General features: G+C 66.8%; 10 protein-coding genes. 6 read left to right on the top strand and 4 right to left on the bottom strand.

Translation table 11 applies throughout. From position 1 onward, the window contains the following. On the top strand, positions 1 to 1,077 hold a 1,077-nt coding region (locus KA419_07710), incomplete at its 5' end, for a hypothetical protein (GenBank protein MBP7865822.1). A 1,087-nt stretch (positions 1,078 to 2,164) separates the two neighbouring features. On the opposite strand, the gene KA419_07705 is transcribed toward KA419_07710, so the two are convergent. From KA419_07705 to KA419_07695, 3 genes are all read right to left on the bottom strand, one after another. Then, complete coding sequence (locus tag KA419_07705) at positions 2,165 to 2,581, bottom strand: polymer-forming cytoskeletal protein (GenBank protein ID MBP7865821.1); 417 nt, start codon at positions 2,579 to 2,581, stop codon at positions 2,165 to 2,167. Between the two features lie 70 nt (positions 2,582 to 2,651). Further along, positions 2,652 to 3,503, bottom strand: coding sequence for a ParB/RepB/Spo0J family partition protein (locus tag KA419_07700; GenBank protein ID MBP7865820.1), 852 nt, complete (start codon positions 3,501 to 3,503; stop codon positions 2,652 to 2,654). Then, positions 3,481 to 4,257, bottom strand: coding sequence for a ParA family protein (locus KA419_07695; GenBank protein ID MBP7865819.1), 777 nt, complete (start codon positions 4,255 to 4,257; stop codon positions 3,481 to 3,483). Before KA419_07695 ends, KA419_07700 begins: the two co-directional genes overlap by 23 nt. A gap of 1,069 nt (positions 4,258 to 5,326) precedes the next feature. Here KA419_07695 and KA419_07690 point away from each other — a divergent pair. Next, the gene (locus tag KA419_07690) at positions 5,327 to 6,112 is read left to right on the top strand and encodes an N-acetylmuramoyl-L-alanine amidase (protein MBP7865818.1); all 786 of its coding nucleotides are present in this window, start codon (positions 5,327 to 5,329) and stop codon (positions 6,110 to 6,112) included. 1,058 nt (positions 6,113 to 7,170) lie between these two features. Here the strand turns inward: KA419_07690 and KA419_07685 are convergent. Further along, positions 7,171 to 9,735, bottom strand: a complete 2,565-nt coding sequence (locus tag KA419_07685) for a fused MFS/spermidine synthase (GenBank protein MBP7865817.1) — start codon at positions 9,733 to 9,735, stop codon at positions 7,171 to 7,173. Between the two features lie 1,836 nt (positions 9,736 to 11,571). Between KA419_07685 and tnpA (KA419_07680) the strand changes: the two genes are divergently transcribed. From tnpA (KA419_07680) to KA419_07665, 4 genes are all read left to right on the top strand, one after another. Further along, positions 11,572 to 12,033, top strand: a complete 462-nt coding sequence (gene tnpA / locus KA419_07680) for an IS200/IS605 family transposase (GenBank protein ID MBP7865816.1) — start codon at positions 11,572 to 11,574, stop codon at positions 12,031 to 12,033. A gap of 1,038 nt (positions 12,034 to 13,071) precedes the next feature. Further along, positions 13,072 to 13,530: an IS200/IS605 family transposase gene (gene tnpA / locus KA419_07675; protein ID MBP7865815.1), complete on the top strand. Its 459-nt coding sequence runs from the start codon at positions 13,072 to 13,074 to the stop codon at positions 13,528 to 13,530. 1,192 nt (positions 13,531 to 14,722) lie between these two features. Next, complete coding sequence (locus KA419_07670) at positions 14,723 to 16,441, top strand: GDP-mannose dehydrogenase (protein ID MBP7865814.1); 1,719 nt, start codon at positions 14,723 to 14,725, stop codon at positions 16,439 to 16,441. A gap of 560 nt (positions 16,442 to 17,001) precedes the next feature. After that, complete coding sequence (locus KA419_07665; GenBank protein ID MBP7865813.1) at positions 17,002 to 17,760, top strand: hypothetical protein; 759 nt, start codon at positions 17,002 to 17,004, stop codon at positions 17,758 to 17,760. The last annotated feature ends 191 nt before the right edge of the window (positions 17,761 to 17,951 follow it).

Below are 17,951 nucleotides of genomic sequence, written 5' to 3'. Positions count from 1 at the left end.
CCGCCCGCCCGCCCGGCCCGCCGCCTCCTCCCGTTCCTCGTGCTCCTCGTGTCCGCGCCGGCGTCCCCGGTGGCGTTCGACGGGTTTTCCCAATCCACCGGGACCTTCCTCCAGGGGCCGGCCGTCCCCGAGCAGGCGTTTCTCCAGGAACTTCTCGAGGCCGCGGGCCCCGACGCCCCGATGCTGCGCAAGCTGGGCGTCAAGCGCTGCGAGAAGGTGAGGGGGAGCGTCGGGAAGATGCCCATCGACGTGGAGACCTACGAGTTCCCCACCGTCGACCGGGCGTACAGCGCCTTCTCCTTCTTCCTGGAAACGGGCGCGAAAGCCCTGTCGGAAGGCGATCCCCCCGGGTGTTTCCTCCAGGGGGACCGGGTGGTTTTCTGGAGCGACCGGGTCGTGATCCGGACCACCTTCCCGGACCGCTTCGGGGCCCGGCTCTTCAGCTACGTGGAGTGGCTCCACAAGGAACACCCCGCCCGCGACGACGCCCCCGCCCTGGTCCTCAAGGCGCCCCGCCGGGACCGCTGGGGGACCTCCTCCCGGCTGGCGCTGACGGACCTCCAGGGCGACAGCCTGTTCCCGTCCCTGGCGAAGGGCTTCTGGAACCTGGACCGCGGCAACGCCCTCTACCTCGACGCCTACGTCCGGGCCGGGGTCCGTTTCCGCGCGGGGTGGGTCCTCCCGAGGACGCCCGCGGAGCGGTCCCGGCTCCTGGCCGCCGACGGCGCCCCGACGGGGGTGGCGGGCGAGGTCCTCCGGCTGCGGGCCTGCGGCGACGCCCTCGCCGTCTACGCGGGCCCGCCGGCGCCCGCCGCCGAGCGCGAGATCCTCGCCGAGCAGGAGCGGCGCTTCGCCTGGGACCTCAAGGGCGAGGACCCCGACCTGGCCGGGAGCTTCCGGCAACGGGACCTGACCGCCATCGACCTCTTCCTGACCGGCATCCGCCTCATCGGGCTCATCGTCCTGATCTGCGCCGGGGGCGCCGCCCTCGTCAGCCTCGTCCGCTTCGCCCTGCGTCGCCGCGCCCGGAAACGGCGCGCCGAAGCGGACCTCAAGTCGCCGCTGGGGCTCTCCTGAAGGCTGTTAGGCTGAAGGCTGTTAGGCTGAAGGCTGATTAGACTGAAAGTTGCCGGATGCTTTGACGGCTGCGTTCTGATCCGCATGGGGTCGATTCCGCTTGCCTGCCGGGGCCGCGGTTGCCGGGGGTAAATCGTGCCCCGGGGCGAAATCCCGGCCGGCGGCGCGCGGGGCGGGCGGAAATGAAAACAACGCCGTTTCTACACAGATTCATCCCCTGACGGGGATGAAGAAAGCCGTGGGGGGGAGGGAAACCCGTTCGTACGCGCCGTCCCGGGGCGAATTTCAGGTTCACCCGTTCGTACGCGCTGTCCCAACGGGGTGGACCGCCTTTCGCGGGAGGGATTCAAGGGTCTCTTGAAACAACGCCCACGAATCTCCTATCCCGAAGGGATAGAAGAGATTAGCCGGTGGGAGTTCCCCCGGAGGGGCGAACTCCCACCGGTCGTAACCCCTTCAACCCGCCGCACCCCGGAGGGGTGCCGGAAATCCACGAACGATCCAGGCGCCGCCTCCGGGGCGCGGCCCGTCAACCGGACCGGTTTTCCGGTGGGAGCACCGCCTCCGGCGGAGCACCCACCGGCTAATCTCTTTAATCCCTTCGGGATAATGTGTTCCCATCGGCTTTTCCCCGATTCCCGGGGCAATTCCTGAATTCCGTGGGGATTCCAGGTTTGTCGCGAGGGCGGCGGGGGCGCCGTCCAACCGGCCGGAAACAGCATTTCACAACCTATGATTTCTAGGTGTTTTGCGAATATGCTTCTGGAGAGCCCAAGGGCGCACGAAGCTTTGTGCCAAAAACCGGCGAGAATCGAACACATCGCTTCCTCCCGCCGCCTTCGGGGCGGGTTTGCCCCCGCGATGCATCGTCTTGTACCCGGGGCGGCGAGGGATGGAAACGCACCCTGAAAGGGTGCGGGGAAGACGGGTCCGTCCCGGGCCGAATTCCCCGGACCGAAAACGGCATCCGGAGATGCTGTCACTTTTCATCCCGGCCGGGATTTCCCTCCCAAGACCGGTCCTTGTTCGTGTGGTTCGTGGTTATAATCTGTCTTATCTGGGTCTTACTGTTCGTGGGGTTCGTGGTTTACTCTTCGTGCGTGCCGTGGTCACCGGCCGGGGCGCTCATCTCCATCCCCCGCCGGGCCGCCACCTCCCGCAGGGCCCCCTCGGCGAAATCCCCCAGCCGGCAGTGGCCGTCCAGGAGGGCCCCCTCCCGGATGCAGAGCGCCCGGGCCACGATGTTCCCGCTCATCTCCGACCCCCGCTCGAACTCGGCCATCTCCAGCACGAAGAGGTCGCCCTCGAGTTTCCCGGAGGCGTTCATCCGCCGCACGACGATCTCCCCCCGGATCCGGCCCGTCTCCCCCAGGACGAGTTCGTCCCGGGCCACCACGAGCCCTTCCACGCTGCAGTCCAGGCGGAGCGTGCAGCCGGTGGCCAGCGTCCCGCGGATGGCCACGGGCGTCCCGATGAACCCGGCGACGTCGGACGGATCTCTCATGCTCCCTCGGTTTGGCGCTTCGCCCCCCCCGGCCGGGGCCTTCGGTTTTCCGGGCCCGCGGCGGGGAGCCTCAGGCCTCGACCCGGCAGATCTCCTCGAAGAGGCGCTCCAACTCGTCGTCGGAGGTGAAGTGGATCACGATCTTCCCGCCCCGGTTCCCCGTCTCGATCCGCACCCGGGCCCGCAGGTGGCGGGCCAGGCGTTCCTCGGCGGCCAAGAGGTTCGGGTCCCCGGCCTTGCCCGCGGCTTTTGCGGCGTTTGCCGCCTTCTTGATCCGGTCCACGAGCTTCTCCACCTCCCGGGCCGACAGGCCCCGGCGGACCACGGCGTCGGCCAGCCGCGCCTGGAGGGCCGCGTCGTCCACGGCGAGGAGCGGGCGGGCCTGCCCGGCGGTCAGGGTGCGGGTCTCCAGGAGGTCCTGGACGTGGCGGTTGAGCTGCAGGAGCCGGACCGCGTTGGCCACCGCCGCCCGGGACTTGCCCAGCCGCGCGGCGAGGTCCTCCTGCCGGTAGCCGCGGTCCTTCAGCAGCATCTCGTAAGCCCGCGCCTCCTCCACGGGGCTGAGGTCCTCCCGCTGGATGTTCTCCAGGAGGGCCAGCTCCAGCAGCTTCTCGTCGGGGACGTCCAGGACCACCACGGGGACCTTCGGCAGCGCGGCGAGCTGGGCGGCCCGCCAGCGGCGCTCGCCGGCGATGATCTCGTAGCGGTCGTCGCCCGACCGCCGGACGACGATGGGCTGGAGGATGCCGTTCTCCCGGATGGACGCCGCCAGTTCGTCGAGGGCCTCGGGTTGGAAGCGCATCCGCGGCTGGCGGGAGTTGGGCGCCAGGAGGTCGAGGTCCACCGCGAGGGGCTGGCCCTCCTCGACCCCGAAAGAGGGGAGAATGGCGTTGAGGCCTTTACCGAGCGCTTGCCTTTTCATGGTCGATGATTTCCTTTGCCACGGAGATGTAGGCGTTCGCGCCCCGCGAACGGGCGTCGTGGAGGATGATGGGCTTGCCGAAGCTGGGGGCCTCCGCCAGCCGGATGTTGCGGGGGATGATGGACTGCAGCACCTGGTCGCGGAAGAAGTTCCGGAGGTCGTCCTTCACCTGCTGGGAGAGGTTGAGGCGCTCGTCGTACATGGTCAGCAGCAGCCCCTCCACGGCCAGCCGCGGGTTGAAGCCGCGCCGGATGCGGATCAGGGTGTCCCACAGCTCCGAGACGCCCTCCAGGGCGAAGTACTCGCACTGGATCGGGACCAGGACCGAGTCCGCCGCCACCAGGCTGTTTATGGTGAGGAAGTCGATGGCCGGCGGCGAGTCGATGACGATGTAGTCGAAGACCTCCCGCAGGGGGGCGATGGCCTCCTTGAGCACGAACTCCCGGTTCTCGCGTTCCGCCAGCTCGATGTTGGCCCCGGCCAGGTTCTTGTCGGACGGGGCGAGGAAGAGCCCCTCCATCTCCGTGGGGCGGATGATCTTCTCCATGGGTTCGCCCATGACCAGCACGTGGTACATGGTCCGGGGCAAACCCTGCCGGCGGCACCCGAGGCCGCTGGTACAGTTGGCCTGGGAGTCGCAGTCCACCACCAGGACCTTCTTCTCCGCCAGGGAGAGCGAGGCAGAGAGGTTGATGGCCGTGGTGGTCTTGCCCACGCCCCCTTTCTGGTTGGCGATCGTGATGACTTTGCCCATGCGCCGCAGCCGGTCCTTGTTCGGGTTTCGGAAAACGCGAAGGGTCGCCGAATTGCGTAAATTATCACAAAAGGGGGGAAGGCAGAAGGGGAAATGTGGGAGGGGGGAGGAAACAGGCTGCAGGTGGTAATAGTTACAATTTCGACATATTTGACGCGGTCGCAAAAAGTTCTGATTGAGATCTCACAGAGGCACGGAGAAGAATCATAAAGAGTGTTGATTCTATTGAATACGATTTGCATTTCTCCGTGCCTCCGTGCCTCTGTGAGAGAAAGGACTTTTTGCGAACGCATCAATATCGAACCGCTGACGGGGTTCAGGCCAGTTGCCCTCGCCGGTCGACGGCCCCCAGCCCGCCGTCCTGCGGAGTGCGGCGCGAAGGCTGCCGGAGCGCCGCTTTGACCGCGCCGCGCAGGCCGCCGGAGCGGCGCGACCCCGGCGATGAACACGGATGGACACGGATCATCCGGACGCTCCAGAAAAAACAGGCGGTCTTTACCTCTCGCAAAGGCGCAAAGACGCCAAGCCTCACAAAGCCGGAAGCGGAAAAAGGGGATTCCGTTGCGAGGCTTTGCGTCCGGACGTCTTTGCGACAGACCGGATCCGTCGATTCCGGACCCGGATCGGCACACGCGGGGCCTTTTAGCCCCGGGGCATCGCCCGGAAAAGTGGCCTCGGAAGGCAACCGGGCTCGACAACATGGTGGTAAGGACGCAGCCGCTAAAGCGCCTAAAGGAGCTGACGGGGCCGACGGGGAAGATGGGTTGTCGGCGGTCATCGCGCGCCTCGGCTCGACACGCGTACCCCCATCGCGCGCCTCGGCTCGGCGCGCGTACCCCCATCGCGCGCCTCGGCTCGACACGCGTACCCCGATCGCGCGCCTCGGCTCGGCGCGCGTACCCCGATCGCGCGCCTCGGCTCGGCGCGCGTACCCCGATCGCGCGCCTCGGCTCGGCGCGCGTACTCCGCCGCCTTCGGGGAACGTTGCGAATTTCGTGCGTGCGGCGGGTGCGCTTGCCGGTTATAATGCCCCTGCCCCGCGAGTTCCCCCGCACCCGGAGGCCGGCCCGTGAAAAACGCCCTCGTCGCCCTGCTCGTGCTGCTCGCCGCCGGGTGTTTCCGGGGGCCCCGCATCGACACCTCCCGCCACGCCCGGAGCCAGGACAGCCGGGTGCGCTTCCTCGTGCTCCACTTCACCCAGGAGTCGTGGTCGAACTCCCTGCGGATCCTCACCGAGGGCGACGTGAGCAGCCACTACCTCGTACGGGACAACCCCGTCCGGATCTACCGGCTCGTGGACGAGAACCGGCGGGCCTACCACGCCGGGCTCAGTTCCTGGAAGGGCCAGACCCAGCTCAACAGCGCCTCCATCGGCATCGAGATCGTCAACGGGGGGGCGCGGGAGGGCCCCGAAGGCCTGTCCTTCGCCGACTACCCCCCCGCCCAGGTCGACGCCGTGATCGACCTGGTCCGGGACATCGCCGCCCGTCACGGGATCCCGGGAGAGAACATCCTCGGCCACGCCGAGATCGCGCCCCAGCGCAAGCTCGACCCCGGCCCGAAGTTCCCCTGGCAGCGCCTGGCCGACGCGGGGCTGATCCCCTGGCCCGACCCGGCAGCCGTGGCCGGGAAACTCGCGGCCTACAGAAGCCGTCTCCCCGCCGTCGCCTGGTTCCAGGCCCGGCTGGCCCAACACGGTTACGAGACACCGCGGACGGGCGAACTCGATCCCCCCACCCGCCGGGTCTTGGGCATCTTCCAGATGAAGTACCGTCCCCGGTGCTGCGACGGGACCCCCGACGCCGAAACCGCCGCCCTCCTGGACGTCCTGACGACGCCCCCGCCCGAGGGGTGACCCGTCGCTTTCCGGCCGGGAGAGCGGCCGTCAAAACAGAAAAGCAGGTCGAATTTCAGCATGCCCCCTCGTTTTTCGATCAACGGCCGAAACCCGAGCCATGGAAGCGCTTTCGTCAATCCACCCAGATTTCCAGGTGGTTATCCGGGGGGTCGTTTTGATAGTCTACCGTCACATTCAGCGCGTGTCTGCGCCCTCACCCCGTCAGGGGTGTAATATTTGTAGTATAAGAGGTTGTATTAAATCCCCCCGCGCGCCGCCGGGGGTGAAGCGTGCTCCGGAGCACCCTCCCGGCCGGCGGCGCGCGGGGGAGGAGAATTTTTATAACTGCCCTTTCTACAAACATTTCACCCCTGACGGGGTGAAGACACAGCGGGCACGATTCAGGTTCAGGACACCCACCCGTGATTCAGACCCAGGACACCCACCCGTTGCTGAGGTGGACGTTCCGTGCTCATGAAACTCTCGCAGAGGCGCTGGGGCGCGGAGAAGTCCCGGGGAAATGCGTAGTACCTTCAGGGCAAAGTCGTTGTCAAATTGAGCGACACCAGGGAAGTTCGCTTTGCTCCCGCCGCCTTCGGGGCGGGTTTGCCCCTGCGATGCGATGTCTTGTCCCCGAGGCGGCGGGGGAAGCGGGGAAGGCGGGTTCTCCCCGGCCGCTACCCCTCGGACCGGAATTGCGTTCCCGGAGGCACGGCGATACGGCGCAGGCGAGCTTTCACGGCCCTTGGCCGTATCCGGGGGCTCTCCGTTCTTCTTTGCGTTCTTTGCGCCTTTGCGAGGTCAAAATCCGGATCAGCTCTCGCCAAGGCGCAAAGGGGATGCGGTCGCAAAAAGGCCTGTTTCCTCACAGGGGCACGAGGAGATGCAAATCGTATTCAATACAATCAACACTCTTTATGATTCTTCCCCGTGCCTCCGTGCCTCTGTGAGATCACAATCAGGACCCTGCGAGGTCGTCAACCGTCGCCAAGACGGACCGCACCCGCCGCAAGGTCCGCTCCCGGCCGACCTTTCAAGCGATCGGCCCCACGATTGTGCGCGATTGGGCAACGAGATCACTTTGAAGGGACGACCGGGTCGAGCGCCTCCTTCAGCCGCAGCGCCGGGGGGTAGCCGGGGACCAGGGCGAGGCTGTCGGCCACGCGGCGGCGGGCCTCCCCGGCGTCGCCCCGCCGGACGGCGGCGGCGGCGAGGTCGCACAGCAGCAGGGCGCGCTCCGGGGGCGTCCGCGCCGTCTCCAGGCCGGCCCCGAACGCCGCCGCCGCCTGGTCCGGCAGGCCCGTGTCGAGGTAAAAGCCGCCCAGCAGCCGGTACGAGTCGAGGGCCCACCCCTGCCGGCAGCGCTCCGCGTCCGGGGAGGGGCTCAGGGGAAGCCGCTCCGCCAGGCGCTGCCGGTACACGGCTTCCAGGGCCTGCGCCTCGTTGAGGCCCAGGAGGCCGACGACCCTCCGCCCGCCCAGCCACAGGGGCGCGTGGGTCTCCAGGAGGGGGAAGTCGTCGGTGACGAGCGCCGCGTCGCCGGCGACCCGCCGGGCCCCGTCGGGGCCCAGCATGTACAGGTCCACGAACGCCGCGGCGCCCCTCACCCCGAAGCGGGCGAGTTCCCCCCGCAGGCCCGGGTCGGCCAGCCGGGCGCTCACGCGCCCCGGGTCGATCTCCACGGGCCCGTCCGCGCGGGCGACGATGATCCCCGTGAGGCCGTGAACCCACAGGGTCGTCTCGGGGAACACCGCCTGCACCGTCCCCAGGATCGACCAGGCCTCGGAGGCGCTCACGAGGTGGAAGGGGAGCCACTGGACCAGGAGCCCGCCGGGCTTGAGACGCCGCCGGGCGAGTTCGTAGTACTCGCGGGAATAGAGGTTCGTGACGCCCGCGAAGACGGGCGGCATGGGCTCGGAGGTGATGACGTCGTAGCGGCGGAGGGTGGTGAGCAGGTAATTCCGGCCGTCGTCCACCACGAGGCGGGCACGGGGGCTTTCCGCCACGCCGCCGTTCACCTCCCGGAAGTGACCCGCCATGGCGAGGACGTTGGCGTCGATGTCCACCACGTCCACGCGCGCCCCAGGGTAGCGCAGCCCCGCCCCCGCCGTCGTCCCGGTCCCGAAGCAGATCACCAGCACCGCGCGCGGGTCGGGGTGGAGCAGCATGGGGATGTGGGTCATCATGCCCATGTAGGCCCCCACGGCGTCGGAGGAGGCCGCCTCGAAGCCGTCGATGCGCAGGGACTTCCCCCCGCGCTCGTTCCGCACCACGCTGACCGACGCCGAGACCCCGTCACGGTGGGCCACGACGTCCCTCCCCGGCACGGGATCGAAGGGGTTGGGCCCGCGCAGCAGCACCGCCGCCCCCGCCACCCCGGCCAGCAGCCCCAGGCCGGAGAGCAGCGCGAGCCGGCGGGCCGCGGCCCGGCCTTCCGCCCAGGGGAGCAGGGCCCAGCCCATGGCCGCCTGGACGGCGGCCAGGGTAACCAGGGCGCCCTTGAGCCCCAGGAGGGGGATGAGGACGAAGCCCGTCGCCAGCGACCCGAGGACCGCCCCGACGGTGTTGACCATGTAGGCCCGGCCGATCCCCTTCCCGGCGTGGCGGAGATCGGGGGTGAGCAACCGGCTCACCATGGGGAACACGAAGCCCATCAGGGTGGCGGGCAGCAGGATCACGAGGCCCGCGGCGAGCGCCATGCCCGCCGTGACGGCCCCCGGGCCGCTCGACGCCCCGGCCGCGAACCAGCGGACGATCTCCGTGGCGCGCAGGCTGAGCGGGACCATGACCAGGGCCAGCAGCCCCCCGAAGGACAGGGCCGCCGAGAGGAGCCGAAGGCGCGGCCCCCGCCGCTCCACGAGGGCGAAGAGGCCGCTCCCCAGGGCGAGCCCCGCGAGGAAGGTGGCCAGGATCAGGGCGAAGGCCTGCAGGGTGCTGGTGAAGGCGAAGAGCAGCACCCGCGTCCACAGGACCTCGTACCCCAGCGAGGTGAAGCCGGAGACGAACGCGGTCGCCGTGAGCAGGGCGCGGAGCCGGTCCGCGGGGGGCCGCGCGACGGGGGCGCCCCCGCCCGCCGTTTCGGTGACCGCCGCGGGCCCCCGGTCGCGCGCGTTCCACGCCAGGGCCGCCAGGCCAATCCCGAGGTTGGCCAGGACCGCCGACACCGTCGCCCCCCGAAGCCCCAGGGCGGGGATCAGCAGGAAGGCGGCGGCGAGGCTTCCCAGGCACGCCCCGACGAGGTTGGCGCCGTAGAGGGTCCCGAGCTCGCGGCCGAAAGTGCGCTCGCAGCGGCCCACGAAGCGGGCGAGCACCGGCAGCGTGCCGCCCATCAGGATCGTCGGCGGGAGCACCAGCACGGCGCCGTAGGTCGCCCGCAGGACCAGCAGGAGGGCGGGGCTCTCCGGGACGGACCGGGCCAGCGCCACGTAGACGGGGCCCGCCCAGGACGCCAGGACGGGAAGCAGCAGGGCGTACAGGCCGATGGCGAGTTCCAGGAGGGCGTACAGCCGCAGGGGGGCCCGGCTCCGGTCGACGAGCCGCCCGAAGGCCGCCGCCCCCAGGGCGAGGCCGCCCATGTAGACGGCCAGGAGGGTGCTGACGGCCGCGGTGGTGGCGCCCACCGTCAGGCGGATTTCCCGCATCCAGACCACCTCGTAAACGAGGGCGCTCGCCCCGGACAGGAGGAAGCAAACGACGATGAAAACCCGTGTCGGGAGGGCCAGGGGCGCTCGTCCCGGGGCGTCCCCGCCCGCCCGGCCCCCTGAAGTGCTTTCGCTTTGTTGGGCTGACATGGGGCGAACATAGGGCGTAAGGGGCGGGAAGTCAAGCGAAATGCGCGCCCTCGCCCCGGCCCCGGAACCGGCGGCGCCCGCCCCAAGCCGGATAATCCGGAAAGAAACCACGGATAAACACGGATGGACACGGATCATCCGGACGCTCCAAAATAAACAACAGGCGGTCTCAACCGCTCGCCAAGACGCAAAGCCGCCAAGCCTCGCAAAGACGGGACCGGAAAAGGGGGATGCCTTTGCGAGGCTTTGCATCCTGGCGTCTTTGCGAGAGGCCTTTCTTCTCCGCACCGGTGAGGAAGAAGGCCAGGAGCAACGGTCAGGGATTGGACCAGCCCCATCCGCGGAGAGGCGGCAATGAACTTTTTCGTGTCTTCACCGCGCCAGGGTCGGGTACGCCGCGTCCCCACCCTGCCGGGATCGTGCCCTCTGCGCCTTCGCCCCACCGGGATCGCGCCCTATGCGTCTTCGCCCCAACGGGACCGTGCCCTCTGCGTCTTCGCCCCAACGGGATTCTACCCTCTGCGTCTTCGCCCCGTCGGGATCGTGCCCTCTGCGTCTTCACCCCGTCGGGATCGTGCCCTCTGCGTCCTCACCCCGCCGGGATCGTGCCCTCTGCGTCTTCGCCCCGTTGGGATTCTGTCCTCCGCGTCTTCGCCCCGTCGGGATCGTGCCCTATGCGTCTTGGCCCCAACGGGACCGTGCCCTCTGCGTCTTGGCCCCGTCGGGATCGTGCCCTGTTCGTCTTCACCCCGTTAGGGGTGAAACATTTGTAGAAGAAACAGTTACAAGATCCCCCCCCCGCGCGCCGCCGGCCCGGGAGGATGCTCCGGAGCACGCTTGGCCCCCGGCGGCGCGCGGGGGGAATTAAAAACAACCGCTATTCTACAAATATTACACCCCTGACGGGGTGTGGACCCGGCGGCGCGCGGGGAAAATGAATAATAACCTCTTTTGTCATTTCAAGGGTCTCTCGAAACAACGCCCATGGATCTCCTATCCCATAGAGATCGAAGAGATTAGCCGATGGGAGTTCCCCCGGAGGGGCGAACTCCCACCGGTCGGAGCCCCTTAAACCCGCCGCACCCCGGAGGGGTGCCGGAAATTCCCGAACGATCCAGGCGCCGCCTCCGGGGCGCGGCCCGTCAAACGGACCGGTTTCCCGGTGGGAGCACCGCCTCCGGCGGAGCACCCACCGGCTAATCTCTTTAATCCCTTAGGGATAATGTGTTCCCATCGACTTTTCCCCGAATCCCGGGGCGATTCCTGAAGTCCGTAGGGATTCCATGTTTGTCGCAGGGGCGGCGGGATGGCCGTCCAATCGGCCAGAAACCGCATTTCGCAACCTCTTTTTTTGCGAATTTGTTTCTGGAGAGCTTGGGGGGGCCGCGTTTCCCCCCCCCCGCGCGCCGCCGGCCCGGGAGGGCGCCCCGGAGCACGCTTGGCCCCCGGCGGCGCGCGGGGGAAATTAAAAACAACCGCTTTCACTACAAACATTACACCCCTGACGGGGTGTGGACCCGGCGGCGCGCGGGGGAAATACTCAATAACCGCTATTACTACAAATATTTCACCTGCGGGGTTCGAGGACAGGAGCCAAATTTCATCTCTACCTCCCTAAAAAACTTCGGAAAAATCCCGAGAGAAACGTTAGTAAAGGTGAAGGCACACGCTCCGGAGGAACCAACCATGCCAAACACCTTCACCCGGATTTACATCCATTTCGTCTTCGCCGTCAGCGGACGGTGCAATCTCCTCCACGGTGACCGACTGGACGACGTCTGCCGGTACGTCACCGGCATCGCGCAGAACCAGGGCCACAAACTCCTCGCCATCGGGGGCATGCCGGACCATCTCCATGTCCTCGTCGGCCTCAACCCTACCGGGGCGATCTCCGCCCTGGCCCGGGACATGAAGAGCGGATCCACCCGCTTCATCAAGGAGAAGGGTTGGTTCGGCGGATACGCCTGGCAAAGCGGGTTCGGAGCCTTCTCCTATTCCCGTTCGCAATTGGACCGGGTGGTGCGATATATCCTCAACCAGAGATCCCACCATGCCCGGGTCCCCCCCTTCCGAACGGAATATCTCACGCTCCTGGACCGTTTCGACATTTCCCATGACGAACAATACCTTTTCGAATTCTACGATTGACGGTCGAGCCGGCAAACCGTGTTTTCACAAGGAACAATCAACCGCGGCCTTTCGTGCTGCCGTCGTTCGCCCCCGCGGCCGACCGTCACCGTCCCCGCAGGAGACGAACATATGTAGCCTGGCGGGTTACCGGTTTTCCTCCCCCCGCGCGCCGCCGGCCGGGAGGGCGCCCCGGAGCACGCCTCACCCCCGGCGGCGCGCGGGGGGAAATTAAAAACAACCTGAAGCGTGTGGATCAGCCCAGGCATCCCCCGGAATGTCTCCGCGCCACAGCGCCTCTGCGAGCGCTTCAGGAGCACGGAACGCCCCCGCCGGCAACGGGTGGGTGTCCTGTCCCTGGGTCACGGGTGGGTGTCTTGGACCTGAATCGTGCCCGCCACCCCTTTGCCCCGTGCGGATCGCGGCCTTTCGTGTCTTCACCGCGCCAGGGGCGTGTACCCCGCGTCCCCACCCCGCCGAGATCGTGCCCTATGCGTCTTCGCCCCACAGGAATCATGTCCTCTGCATCCTCGCCCCATCGGTATTCTGCCCTTTGCGTCTTCACCCCACCGGGCTCATGCCCTCTGCGTCTTCTCCCCGCCGGGATCTTGCCTTCTGTGTCGCTACCCCACCGGGATCATGCCCTCTGCATCTTCGCCCCACCGGGACCCTGCCCTCTGCGTCTTCGCCCCGTCGGGATTCTGCCCTCTGCGCCTTCACCCCGTCAGGGGTGAAACATTTGTAGAAGAAACAGTTATAAGATCCCTCCCCCCGCGCGCCGCCGGCCCGGGAGGGTGCTCCGGAGCACGCCTCACCCCCGGCGGCGCGCGGGGGGAAATTAAAAACAACCGCTTTCACTACAAACATTACACCCCTAACGGGGTGTGGACCCGGCGGCGCGGGGGGGAAATACTCAATAACCGCTATTACTACAAATATTTCACCTGCGGGTCTCGAGGACAGGAGCCAAATTTCATCTCTACCTCCCTAAAAAACTTCGGAAAAATCCCGAGAGAAACGTTAGTAAAGGTGAAGGCACACGCTCCGGAGGAACCAACCATGCCAAACACCTACACCCGGATTTACATCCATTTCGTCTTCGCCGTGAGCGGACGGTGCAATCTCCTCCACGGTGACCGACTGGACGACGTCTGCCGGTACGTCACCGGCATCGTGCAGAACCAGGGCCACAAACTCCTCGCCATCGGGGGCATGCCGGACCATCTCCATGTCCTCGTCGGCCTCAACCCTACCGGGGCGATCTCCGCCCTGGCCCGGGACATGAAGAGCGGATCCACCCGCTTCATCAAGGAGAAGGGTTGGTTCGGCGGATACGCCTGGCAAAGCGGGTTCGGAGCCTTCTCCTATTCCCGTTCGCAATTGGACCGGGTGGTGCGATATATCCTCAACCAGAGATCCCACCATGCCCGGGTCCCCTTCCGAACGGAATATCTCACGCTCCTGGACCGTTTCGACATTTCCTATGACGAACAATACCTTTTCGAATTCTACGATTGACGGTCGAGCCGGCAAACCGTGTTTTCACAAGGAACAATCAACCGCGGCCTTTCGTGCTGCCGTCGTTCGCCCCCGCGGCCGACCCTCACCGTCCCCGCAGAGACGAACATATGTAGCCTGGCGGGTTACCGGTTTCCCTCCCCCCGCGCGCCGCCGGCCCGGGAGGGTGCTCCGGAGCACGCCTCACCCCCGGCGGCGCGCGGGGGAAATTAAAAACAACCGCTATTCTACAAATATTACACCCCTGACGGGGTGTGGACCCGGCGGCGCGCGGGGAAATACTCAATAACCGCTATTACTACAAATATTTCACCTGCGGGGTTCGAGGACGCCGCACCCCTGCGGAGTTCAAGGCCGCGGCACCCCGAGGGGTTCGCAGACGCAGCACCCCAGCGGGGTTCAAGCCGGCGCGACCCCAAAACGCCCAGCGGGTGTGGCCGAACCCCGCCCCCCCGGCCCGCATCGAAACGGTTGGCGGGGGAGTGAAGGCTCCCGCCCGGGGTCGGTTTCAAGATTTGTGTGATATAGGACTTGATTTGAGCGAAACGATTGACTAAAATACGGCTTCCGGTGTTTTCCAGATGCCGGAAACGTCATTTGGGTTGTGAGCGCGAAACAAGTGAACCCGGCCTTTCACCGTGTGCCCCGTGCACATCACGGCGGAGCTACGTACTGGGGAAGGCTGAAGGCTGTTAGGCTGAAGGCTGTTAGGTCGGAGCAAATCTTATCGGTATCGGTATCGGTATCGCAGTCGGAATCGCAGTCGCTATCGCCATCGCCATAGGGTTTCCCCGTCGCCATCGCCTCGCCGTCGCTCTCGAACACGAAAGCCGGCCTTCACCCAGTCACCGCACCGCCGAAAGAGACCTTCCGGACTCTCTCTCTCACGAAGGCCCGATGAGGAATCACAAGTTTTTTCTATCAAATACGATTTGCATTTCTCCGTGCCTCCGTGCCTCTGTGAGAGAAAAGGGCTTGTTGCGAACGCCTCGCTTGTAGCCCGGGTTGACAAAAACGATCCGCTGAAGGGGCGACAAACCTTTCCGATAGCGATACCGATACCGACTGCGATACCGATACCGATACCGTCTGCGATACCGATTCCGACCCCGATTCCGACCCCGAAAAGATTTTCTCCGGCCTAACAGCCTTCAGCCTAACAGCCTTCAGCCTACCCAGAGGAGCCCCCCCCATGCCCAAGCCCGTTTCCCTCGCCCCCGACGGCAGCGCTTGGCCCCTCCCGGCCGAGTCCGACTACCCCGCGGAATTCGCGCGGGTGAAGGCCTTGGCCGACGCCGCCCGGGCCGAGGGCCGCGAGATCGTGGTGGTCATGGGCGTCGGCTTTGTCGGCGCCGTCATGGCCGCCATCGTGGCCGACACCGCCTTCCCCGACGGCCGCCCCGCGAAGTTCGTCATCGGCATGCAGCGCCCCAGCGCCCGCAGCTTCTGGAAAATCCCCTTCCTCAACCGCGGCGAGAGCCCGGTGCGCGCCGAGGACCCCGAGGTGGCGCCCCTGATCGCCCGCTGCGTCCTGGAGAAGAAGAGCCTGACGGCCACCTACACCTACGAGGTCCTCACCCTGGCGGACGTGGTGATCGTGGACGTCCAGCTCGACTACGCCAAGAAGGACCTGGGCAACGTCCGCTCCGGGCACGTGGAGATGGGGGCCCTCGAGGAGTCCCTGGAGATCATCGCCCGGAACATCCCCCCCCACGCCCTGGTGCTCATCGAGACCACCGTGGCGCCCGGGACCACCGAGCAGGTGGCCCTCCCCACCATGCGCAAGATCTTCCGCCAGCGCGGCATCCCCACCGACCCCCTCCTGGCCCACTCCTACGAGCGCGTGATGCCGGGGCGCCAGTACGTGGCCTCCATCCGCGACTTCTGGCGGGTGTGCTCAGGCGTCAACGAAGCCGCCCGGGAGAAGGTGGTGAAGTTTCTCAACGAAGTCCTCCACACCGAACAGTACCCGCTCACCGTCCTGGACCGCCCCATCGAGTCCGAGACCGCCAAGATCGTGGAGAACAGCTACCGGGCCACCATATTGGCCTTCCTGGACGAGTGGAGCCTCTTCGCCGAGCGCAACGGCATCGACCTCGTCAAGGTCATCGAGGCGGTCCGGCGCCGGCCCACCCACTCCAACCTGATCTTCCCCGGCCCCGGCATCGGCGGCTACTGCCTCCCCAAGGACGGCGGCCTGGGGGTGTGGGCCCACCGGCACATCCTGGGCTTCGACGACGACATCTTCCGCTTCACCCCGCTGGCCATCGACGTCAACGACACCCGCGCCCTCCACGCCGCCCAGCTGGTGCGCGACGCCCTCAAGGAACTGGGCGTCCCCGTCGCCGGCGCCGAGGTGCTGGTGCTGGGCGCCTCCTACCGCGAGGACGTGGGCGACACCCGCTACAGCGGCTCGGAGGTCCTGATCCGCAAGCTGGCGGAGATGGGGGCGGAGATCCGGGTCCACGACCCCTACGTGGACATCTGGTGGGAGTTAGCCAACCAGGAGGACTACCCGGGTCACTCCAAGGCGGTCTTCTTCCGCAACCAGAAGAAACTCAAGGACCTGAAGGTGGAAAAAGACCTCGACGCGGCCCTGGCCGGCGCCGACGCGGTGGTCCTGGCGGTGCGCCACGCCCCCTACCTCGACCTCGACCCCGACGCCGTCGTCGCCGCCGCGCGGAAAAGCCCGTCCCCCGCCCCGACCCCGGGCGGGACCGGGATCCCCACGGGGCCGGAGGCCCGGCGCGACACCCCCGCCACCCTTCCCGAGAAGCCCCTGGCCGTCGTCGACTGCTTCGGTATCCTCGACGACGCCCGGATCCGTCGCTACCTCGAGCTGGGCTGCGAGGTGAAGGGCCTGGGAAGAGGCCACATCCACCGCCTCCGTCCCGCACAGTCAAGGCTGTAGGGGTTTAGGCTGTAGGCTGTAGGTTCGGAGGGATTCCCATCGGGGTCGGTATTGGTATCGCAGTCGCCATCGCCATCGAAAGGTGGATAGACTGAAGGCGGTTAGGCTGAAGGTCGGAGTAGAATCCCTCGGTATCGGTATCGGAATCGGGGTCGGTATCGGGGTCGCCGTCGCAATCGCCGTCGCCATAGAAAGGTCGCCAGGCTGAAGGCTGTTAGGCTGAAGGTCGGACCAGAGCCTCTTCTCATGAGTGCCCATTAGTGCAATTAGTGGTTAACGATCCCATCTCCTGTCTCCTTTGTTCGTGTGGTTCGTGTGGTTCGTGGTTCAAATCCCCCGTCCCCTTTTCGTCTGATTCGTGGTTGTAAATCCATCCGTCCGAATCGGTTTGTGACCGGCCCTGAAGCAACCGGAGTCCCCCGTGATGCCGATCCTTCCTTTGTTCCCCGCCCCCGAAACCGTCGAGGACGAGTGGCTGGACTGGTACCGTCTCACCCCCGCCCGACGTTTCACGGAGTCGGAAAAACTCTGGGCGGCCTACCTGTCCCTCGGAGGAAGCCTTGATCCTGAACCCGATTCGCAGAGTCCTTTCGACCTTCTCCGCGAGGAAGGTGAAGGCCCTGCTGATGGGCGGACAGGCCTGCATCTTGTACGGCGCGTCTGAGTTCAGCCGGGACAGCGACTTCGTCGTCCTGCCCGACCCCGGCAACCTGGAGCGCTTGAGGGAGGCCCTTTCCGACCTGGCGGCCCAACCCGTGGCCGTCCCGCCCCTGGGGCCCGAGGTGCTCCGGCGCGGGCACGCCGTTCACTTTCGCTGCACCCACCCCGACGTGGCGGGCCTGCGTATCGACCTCATGTCGAACCTGCGGGGGGTGGATCCCTTTGCGTCCCTCTGGGAGCGCCGCACCACCGTGACGCTGGAGGACGGCCTGCCGGTGGACCTTCTCAGCCTTCCCGACCTGGTTGCCGCCAAGAAAACCCAGCGGGACAAGGACTGGCCCATGATCCGACGCCTGGTGGAGGCCGACGCCCTCTCCGCAGTGGACGCTACCCCGGAAAGGGTCCGTTTCTGGCTGCGGGAGGCGCGGACCCCCGGTCTGCTCGCCCGACTGTGCGACCGATACCCAACCGAGGCGTCGGACGTCGCCAAGTCCCGGCCGGCCGTCAAGCGGGCCCTGGACCACGACCTCTCCGGGATGTCGGGCGCCCTCGACCACGAGGAGCGTGAGGAACGCCGCCGCGACGCGGAATACTGGGCCCCCCTCCGCCAGGAACTCGAAACCCTGCGCCATAATCGTCCCCGCCCGGAAGAAGGCTGATAGGCTGAAGGCGGTCAGACTGAAGGTCGGAACGGATTTAATCGGGGTCGGAATCGGTATCGCCGTCGCAGTCGAAAGGTCGATAGGCTGAAGGCGGTCAGGCTGAAGGTCGGACCGGAGCCTCTTCTCATAAGTGAGCATGAGTGAAATCAGGGGTTCGTTCCCCTTCCCCGTCGCCGCGCGGTTCGCTC

It is taken from the genome of Acidobacteriota bacterium, from assembly GCA_018001935.1.
Lineage (GTDB): Bacteria > Acidobacteriota > JAAYUB01 > JAAYUB01 > JAAYUB01 > JAGNHB01.
This window is presented reverse-complemented; position numbering and strand designations above follow the sequence as displayed.